The sequence below is a fragment of the Brunnivagina elsteri CCALA 953 genome, from assembly GCF_002289455.1.
GTDB lineage: Bacteria > Cyanobacteriota > Cyanobacteriia > Cyanobacteriales > Nostocaceae > Brunnivagina > Brunnivagina elsteri.
On the sequence record NZ_NTFS01000306.1, the window covers coordinates 1 to 8,165 of the forward strand.

At 37.9% G+C, this 8,165-nt stretch carries 8 protein-coding genes; 4 read left to right on the forward strand and 4 right to left on the reverse strand.

The features are described from left to right. The first annotated feature begins 128 nt into the window (after positions 1-128). The 4 genes from CK510_RS22005 (at position 129) to CK510_RS22020 (ending at position 4,893) form a co-directional block, all read left to right on the forward strand. Positions 129-521 (forward strand): endonuclease domain-containing protein, encoded by a 393-nt coding sequence (locus CK510_RS22005; protein WP_095723730.1) that lies wholly within the window; start codon positions 129-131, stop codon positions 519-521. A 212-nt stretch (positions 522-733) separates the two neighbouring features. Next, entirely contained in the window at positions 734-1,414 is a 681-nt protein-coding gene (locus tag CK510_RS22010) for a hypothetical protein (protein ID WP_095723731.1), read from the forward strand. A gap of 51 nt (positions 1,415-1,465) precedes the next feature. Next, on the forward strand, positions 1,466-3,364 hold the full coding sequence (locus tag CK510_RS22015) for a P-loop NTPase fold protein (RefSeq protein WP_095723732.1): 1,899 nt from the start codon (positions 1,466-1,468) through the stop codon (positions 3,362-3,364). Continuing rightward, positions 3,361-4,893, forward strand: a complete 1,533-nt coding sequence (locus tag CK510_RS22020) for a DUF1802 family protein (RefSeq protein WP_095723733.1) — start codon at positions 3,361-3,363, stop codon at positions 4,891-4,893. The genes CK510_RS22015 and CK510_RS22020 overlap by 4 nt, the downstream gene beginning before the upstream one ends. A gap of 25 nt (positions 4,894-4,918) precedes the next feature. Here the strand turns inward: CK510_RS22020 and CK510_RS22025 are convergent, their stop codons facing one another. From CK510_RS22025 to CK510_RS22040, 4 genes are all read right to left on the reverse strand, one after another. Beyond that, entirely contained in the window at positions 4,919-5,362 is a 444-nt protein-coding gene (locus tag CK510_RS22025; RefSeq protein ID WP_095723734.1) for a cupin domain-containing protein, read from the reverse strand. A gap of 326 nt (positions 5,363-5,688) precedes the next feature. Further along, the gene (locus CK510_RS22030) at positions 5,689-7,281 is read right to left on the reverse strand and encodes a glucose-6-phosphate isomerase (RefSeq protein ID WP_095723735.1); all 1,593 of its coding nucleotides are present in this window, start codon (positions 7,279-7,281) and stop codon (positions 5,689-5,691) included. A gap of 104 nt (positions 7,282-7,385) precedes the next feature. Further along, positions 7,386-7,637, reverse strand: a complete 252-nt coding sequence (locus CK510_RS22035) for a cytotoxic translational repressor of toxin-antitoxin stability system (RefSeq protein WP_095723737.1) — start codon at positions 7,635-7,637, stop codon at positions 7,386-7,388. A 2-nt stretch (positions 7,638-7,639) separates the two neighbouring features. Then, complete coding sequence (locus tag CK510_RS22040; protein ID WP_095723736.1) at positions 7,640-7,852, reverse strand: hypothetical protein; 213 nt, start codon at positions 7,850-7,852, stop codon at positions 7,640-7,642. Positions 7,853-8,165: the final 313 nt, after the last annotated feature.

Sequence of the window (8,165 nt, forward strand, 5' to 3'; positions counted from 1 at the left end):
GGAGGGGTAATTAATATTGTTTGAAATCACCAATATTTTTACCCCTCTCTGCCTTCGGCATCTCTCCCCTTGCCAAGGGGAGAGAAAAGGATAAGATTGATGTATAGGCTATAAAAAACTTTTTTCTAATGACTCAGATTTATAATAAAACCTCCGAAAAAGATAAGCGGAAACAACTTCGGAATAATATGACAACGGCAGAAAATATTTTGTGGGGGAAAATAAAAGGTAAGCAAATTGAGACTTGCAAATTCCGCAGACAATACAGCGTAAATCAATTTGTAATTGATTTTTACTGTCCTGAATTAAAACTGGCTATTGAAATTGATGGAGAGAGTCACTTTCAAGATGATGCTATTAAATATGACAAAGAAAGACAAGTTTTAATTGAATCAATTGGGGTTCAATTTTTGAGGTTTAATAATAACGAAGTTTATAACAATTTAGATGGAGTTTTAGAAGTAATTACTGAAAAAGTACAAATTTTAAGAAGTACACTTCCATCTTTTCCACTGACATAAGTAAAAAATCTGTTTTTTTTGCGATCGCATCAAGTTTCGCCCCTGTTTTTTATAGCACTTGTTTTGGTGATACGGATTTACTGTATCGCTTTTTACTTATGTATATGATGTATCTTTTGATGTTTTGTAATCGTTTTACCTGACATACGCAAGTAGCCAATGTCAAAATAAAAGAATTAATATATTGATAATCGGTAAAAAAAGGAATACGTATGGGTTCGGATAATAATCGTTTGCAAGCAACTAAGGTGCAGACTCGCTTGCTTTTGGCTTTGTGGGGTTTAGCTGGAACTGAAAATAAAGTTACCAAAGGAAAATTAAGCGATCGCGCTGGACGTAAAAAAGCAAACGCTGGTGTGTACGATAAAATTTACCAGCAATTGGAAACTGAAGGTGCAATCGCGGTTGTTGGCAATAAGCGGGTAGTTAATGTTTCCCTTACAGACAAAGGTTTACAGGCATTAGGTGAAGGTTTAAAGAGTTCAGATTTCAGCTTTGAAGGGACTATTGTTGGTACTTGGGCAGCAAATGCCCTGTTGAGATGGATGAGACAGACAAATAGTACAAGTGTTAGTACACCTGAATTAGTTAATGGGGTTAAGAGTGCGATCGCGTCTTATGACGAGTTTAAGTTGGTTGCTTTGGAAATCTACGACAAGCTAAATCAAAACTACAACATGGATGATTTAGTACCTATTTACAGAATTAGAAGAGAAATAGGTGAAAAAGTTACCCGTGAAGAATTCAATAATTGGCTGTTGGAGATGCAAACTAATGATATTTTACAGCTTCAAGGTGGAAGTGTTGAAGATAGCGCTCCAGACAAAATAGAAGATTCAATTACAACAAAAGTCAACGGATTGCGCTGTTATGCTCAACGTCTAAGTTCATAAGTTTTATTTTGTATTTTTTATTCTTCGCAAATTTCAAATAACTACAGAATTATGACTAACTCTTCTTCTTCAGTATCAGACTTACAAAAAGTCATTGAAAACTACAATCCATTCGATCGCTCATTAGTTGTTAGAAGTCATGATGTCTGGAATCAAAGCTTCCCTGATGTTCCTTCCATAAATGCTTATGCATCTGATGCAGTTTTCCAAGCCATCGAACAAGTTAAATCGGGAAAACGTTCTGTTATTGGTATTACAATCAAGGCAGAGAAAGGATTAGGGAAAAGTCATTTAGTTAGCCGTATCCGGCATTCTCTCCAAAAACAAGGAGAATGCTTTTTTGTATATATGAGCGAGGTTGATTATGGGGACTTAAACAGAATTAGTTCTAAATTTTTAAATACTTTAGCAATTAGTTTAAAACAACCTGGCAGCCAAGGTGTAATGCAATGGCAAGAATTAGCTGCTGCTTTAGTTAATGAACTATATAAATCAAATCACTCACCAGAACATTTTATTAAAAAATTTCCAGGTGCTTTAGCCAAAAATCCCAATATAATTGATATTATGACTGCTGCGGCATTAAATATAAAACCGCATATTGAAAATCCATATATAGTCCAGGCAATATTATGGACGCTTTCCTCGGATAGAGCTTCATTTGCAATTAATTGGTTATCAGGAAAAGAGTTAGCCCAAGTACAAGCTGATGCGATGGGTTTACCAAATAGTTCTTTACGAGATAAAGAGTCAGATGCATTTCAAACCATATGTGAAATACTGAATTTAATTGGTGATTATAGAACGACAGTAATTAGTTTTGATGAGCTAGAAAGTGTTGATTGCAATGAGCAGGGTTTTACTAGAGCGCAAGTCATCGCATTATTTGCAAAAGACCTTTACAGTAAAGTCAAGCGAGGTGTTTTACTTTTAAATATGTATGCAACTACGTGGAAAGATCAAGTAAAAGTCTTACCTCAAGCAGAAGCTGTTATAGATAGAATTGGTGAGAAGACTTTTGATTTACAACATCTTAATAGTGACGATGTAGTTGCTCTTGTATCTCATTGGTTAGATGATTTTTATACTTCTAAAAATTTGACACCATCTTATCCTGTTTATCCATTTAATGAAGCTGAACTGCGAGAAATTGGAAAGGAAAAGCCTATTGTAAGAAAGGTTTTGAAGTGGTGCGCTGAAAATTGGAAATTCCCTGGGGAAAAACCAGGTGAAAGGGAGAACCAAGTACAAAAAGCGTTTGAGAAAGAACTAGTAGCACTTGATAAAACAATTGATGAATATTTTGAAGATAGTAAACTTATTGCAGAAGCTTTACTATTCAATATGGAAGTTCTGAAGGGAGAAACTATTGAGAAAGTCAAAATAGAAGAAGTCGAAGAATTAAAACTCAAAAGCGTAGATAAAGGTTATTTACATTTTAAGGTAACTGGAAAAGAAGAAGGGAAAATAGTCAAAATAGTAGTAGCAGTATTACAAGAATCTAGTTCTAGGTTTGTGAGTGCTGCTTTGAGTCGGTTAATCGATTATAAAAAGTTTGATATGACTCGTGGTTGTTTAATTCGTTCAAAGGATGTCAAAGATAATACAAAAGGGAAACAATACTTAGACACACTTCTATCTAATGAATTCGCAGGAGAATTTATTAAACTTTCAAGCGAAGATATTAAACCGTTATTAGCAATATTATTTGTTAGTAAAGCTTGTACAGATTATGAGGTTAGCGGAAGCGAAATTACCAAATTTGTCATTGAGAAGCAAATTGCAATGAATAACTATTTAATTCGTGAAATTCTCAGCGATCCATCGGGACAAGTCCCATCTGGTTTAGTTGATGAAGATATTCTTCCCGAAACACCAACACAAAATTTAAATGAAAGTGATGATGTTAGTGATATGGTTGATAACTTATTATCTAAAATCGGCTTATGAGTACTTCTAGTGTAATTAGTACAGCTTTATGTTTATATGCTCCTGATATTGAGGCTTTAATTCAGGGATGTACAATAGTAGTTTTCGCTCAAACATTTGTACATCCTGGAAAAAAATTTGCTCTGTATCCTTCCTATTTCAAAACTGTTCAACTTCCTGATGAGCAATACTATCGCTCAAGCTTTTTGCCATTTGTTCAAAACATATTTCCGCATTCTCATGGTGCGTTACTACAACCTCAGCAAATAACTTTATTTCCTGGAGATGAACAGTTACAGCTTCCTCTATTAGCTAGTGAAAATATACAGATTAAAACTTGGGCAAAATGTGAATTATGTCAAGTATTAGATGGTAGTAAATCTTTGGATATTTTATCTAAGTTGACAGTTTGGAAAAAAGAAGCATTCGAGAAAATTTTACTACGAAATCAGCATATTTTCTTTACTTACTTGCGTGTTTATCATCTGCCACAGTCACAAGAGATGACAGCAACTCAAGAAAAACTGGGAAAATTCATTAGTTTATCTAAGTCATTGACAGTATCAGAAATGAAGCCTGTTTTAACAGATAATAATTTTGCATTTCGTCGCAAACAACTAGAACAACTTGAACCACCAGAACATCCGGAATTAGAACAATTACAGGCAGAACTAGAATATTTAAAAATAAATAGCTCTGCTGCGAAAAACTTACAACAGGATATTCAAGAATTTTTGGGTTGGAATAGTCAACAAATTTCCCAACAACCGAATCCAGATTTAGCTTGGATTGGGACGATCGCAAAATTAGGCGATCGCAGTATTGAACTAGATGAGAGAAAAACAAATTACCGAGCTGGAACTGACTTTGAAAATATCACCCGTCGCAGTCTTGATTTTTTAGGTTTTAAGGTTGATACTGCTCACAAAGGTGGTGCAGGTGGTTTAGATTTGTTTTGTTCCCAACCATATCCATTAGTTTGTGAGTGCAAAGCAGGTAAATTGATTCCCAGTCGCACAGTTGAAGAACTGATTAAGTTGGGGGGAAAGCACTTAGGAAAAGATAAATTTATTGATTCCGCAAAATTAGTAATTGGTCCCGGTAAGCCTTCATCAGATACTCTCAAATCTGCTCAAGAATGGAAAGTTAGTATTATTAATGCGATGACATTACAAAAATTAGTTGAATTACATGCAAAATATTCTGGTTCGATAAATTTATTTGAATTGAAACAGTATTTAGAACCAGGTCAAATTGATGTAAAGCTTGAAGAATATATCCAAAAGATAGAAAAAGAGATTGAATTGCGATCGCATATCATACAAGTCCTGAAAAATTATCTCGAACAAACTAAATACGAACGCGCAGGAGTTGAAGCGCTTCATGCAGCATACGTAATGTCTAAACCACTTCAAGCATTAGAATCTAGAGATTTACACGAAATATTAATCGAATTATCATCACCACTTACAGGTTACTTGGGACGAATTAAAGGAGAAGATTGGAGACGCGATCGCTTTTATTTTCTCCGCGATTTACCTGTTAGCTAACTATCATCCCAAAGTCAATATTGCCCTATTTCATCAAATTTATTGCCGCAAATTTTGCCAATGAGGCTTTTGCTGCATCTAAATCATATTCGTATGGACGTGGACGGGGAATATAATCGTTTGGTTGTGGTGGACGATGACGCAATACTGCATTCACGATTACGCAAGGAACAGAACTCAAATTAATTGCTCCGTGTAATACTCCAGGGGGAATTTTAACTACCGCAGGTTGATATTCACTTAGGGGAATATATTGATATTTTTTGTCTATTAATGTAACTAGTACAAATTCACCTTTGACTACTAATATTTGGTCGGTTTGTGACTTGTGGACAAATAAGTCATCAATCGCACCTGCTGGAACCTGTACTAACATTGTTTCGTTGCTAGCTTGAGGGGTAAAAAATTGTGCCATTCCCCCTTTAATCGACTCTAAATAACGGATTTCAATTCCTCTTGCTTGACTCATATAAATCCCCTGGTTATTGATTATTTATTATGTATTTTTGGTTTATATTTCCGTATTCGTCTATTACCCACTAATACCAATTTAATATGAAGATGCATAAAATAACCCCACCGCCTGTGGCACCTCCCCTTAGTAAGGGGAGGTATGGAAAGGTCAAATAATGTGCAGCTTCATATTATTTGATTAACTATTACCTATTACCCAAAATAGAAAAGGCTGAACATACTTAGAACTAAAGAGCTATCTTTAATCTTAGATGTTCAGCCATAAAAAAATGTTGCAAAAGCAACAAAAATGCACTCTCTATGATATATAAGCTACATCTATCAAGCTCTGCTTATCGCAACTGTAAGACTACTAGGTTCGCTAAAGTTACCTTGGAAGGTGACACCACGATTGTTAGCTTGCATGTGGCGTAAAATCAGGTAAACCGATTCGATTTTGTCAACAACACCAGCTTTTTCGGCTATTTGGGCAATAGTAAGCGGAGTTTTCTCACTTTGTAGAACGCTGACAATTTTGGTTTGTAGTTCCAGAATCACTGCTGCCGCTACTTTTCCCGCTTCAACTCCCGGTTGGTGATAGGCATTGACATTAATCAAGCTGGCATATAGACCAACGGCGCGATCGTATAATGCAATTAATGCACCGACGGTACGGGGATTGACTTGGGGAATTGTTAAAGTGATGGAATCTCGGTGGTTATCGTAAAGTGCTTGCCGGGTTCCTTGAAGGAATCCTGAAAGATAATCACCTGCCGTAATTCCAGGTTCGAGTTCGGGGGATGAACCTTGTCTATCTTCTAAAACTTCGATAAAGGTTAGGAAGAAGTTGGGTACTCCTTCCCGTAGTTGTTGGACGTATGCGTGTTGATCGGTGGAACCTTTGTTTCCGTAAACGGCAATTCCTTGGTATACGGTGTTGCCATCTAGGTCTTTTTCCTTACCTAATGATTCCATGACGAGTTGCTGTAAGTAGCGGCTAAATAACAGCAAACTATCTTTGTAGGGAAGAACAACCATGTCTTTTTCACCCTTGCCATTACCTGCGTAATACCATGATAAAGCCAGTAATGCAGCAGGGTTACTTTTAAGATTGGCGACACGGGTTGCGTCATCCATTTCCTTTGCCCCTTCCAACATGGCATTAATATCGATACCTTGGAGGGCTGCGGGAACTAAACCAACAGTCGATAATTCGGAAGTGCGTCCACCTACCCAATCGTACATAGGGAAGCGCATCAGCCAGTTTTCGGCTGTGGCTTGTTGGTCAAGTTTGCTACCAGACATGGTGATAGCAACGGCATACTTTGCAAAATCTAAATTTTGTCCAGCATAGGCTTTTTTGACTTCCAACATGCCGTTTCGGGGTTCTGGTGTTCCCCCAGATTTGGAAATCACCAATACTAAAGTGCTAGAAAGCTTGTTGCGGAGATAGGTAAGGATGCGATCGATGCCCGCAGGGTCGCTATTATCGATAAAATGAATTGCTAAAGGGGGAAAATCGGGAGCGAGTGCTTCAGCGACAAATTCAGGACCAAGTGCCGAACCACCAATACCAATGGAAATTATATCGGTAAATCGGGCAGCTTTGGGAGGATGTATAGCTCCAGTGTGGATTTTTTCGGCAAAAACTTCGATTTGTTCGATCGAACTGACAATTTCTTGCGTCACTTCGGGAGTCGGTGCTAAATCGGGGTTCCGCAACCAGTAATGTCCCACCATCCGGTTTTCATCTGGATTTGCGATCGCACCTTGTTCCAACTTTACCATGTCGGCAAAAGCTTTCTCGAATTTCGGTTGTAAAGTCTCTACGAACGCATTGTCGAAGCGCATCCGACTCACATCGAGGTAAAACCCCAATCCGTCATGGAAATACAGCCATTCCTGGTATCGCTGCCATAGTGTCGTAGCGTCCATAGGGAAATCTCAATAAAGTTAGTTTCAAGAACAAGTTTAAGATAAGGGTTCGCCGATCCCCTAACTCCCTTATACAGTTTTAAGTGTTATCCCATCTGCTCGCATTAAACATCTGGCATTGGTATCACTCGCAAAAACTTAACAATTTCCCCCCGCAGTTCAATTCCAATCAAATATTTATCTAGGGTAAATCGATAAAATATCCCCTCTCCATCAATTTGTCGTAGTTGGGGTAAGTAGTATAGTTGTCCTTTTTGGGGAAACTCGACAAAAGCCAAACTGTAAATTTGCTGATATGTGGCAGGTTGTAAGCTACTTAAATCTGTTAAAAAGGAACGTGCATAGCGAACTTCTATATTCACTTTCCCCCTCCTTGCGGTATTGTCAAATATCGTACTGCTTCTTCGTGGGTAAGCGAATCCCCTGGCTGTTCGACTCGCTTTACTTCTTGGATGGCTTTGAGAACTTGATAATCGCTATGTAAGGCATAAACAGCATTCCAAACCAGTTGGAGTTCGTCATCGGTCATTTGTTTGATTAATTGAGCCAACTGAATCCGTAGCACACTCATATACCAATCCTTTGCCGGAACACAGCTTTAGTATTCCCAAAAAATTGATCGGGAATAACGTTTGGAAAAATCATCACCAGAATAAAAGAACCCCACCCTAACCCTCCCCGCTCGCGAGGAGGGAACTGGACTGTGGACTATATTTCCCCCTCCCCGCGAGCCTACGGTGTACACACAAGTCCTATTTGCAAGGGTTTTAAGCTTTCTATACTCTTTCCTGCTCATTCCCAGGCTCTGCCTGGGAATGCCCTCTGAGAGGCTTCGCTTCCAACCAAGAGGACGGGAATGTCTGGGGTTTCATCGTTCCCAGACT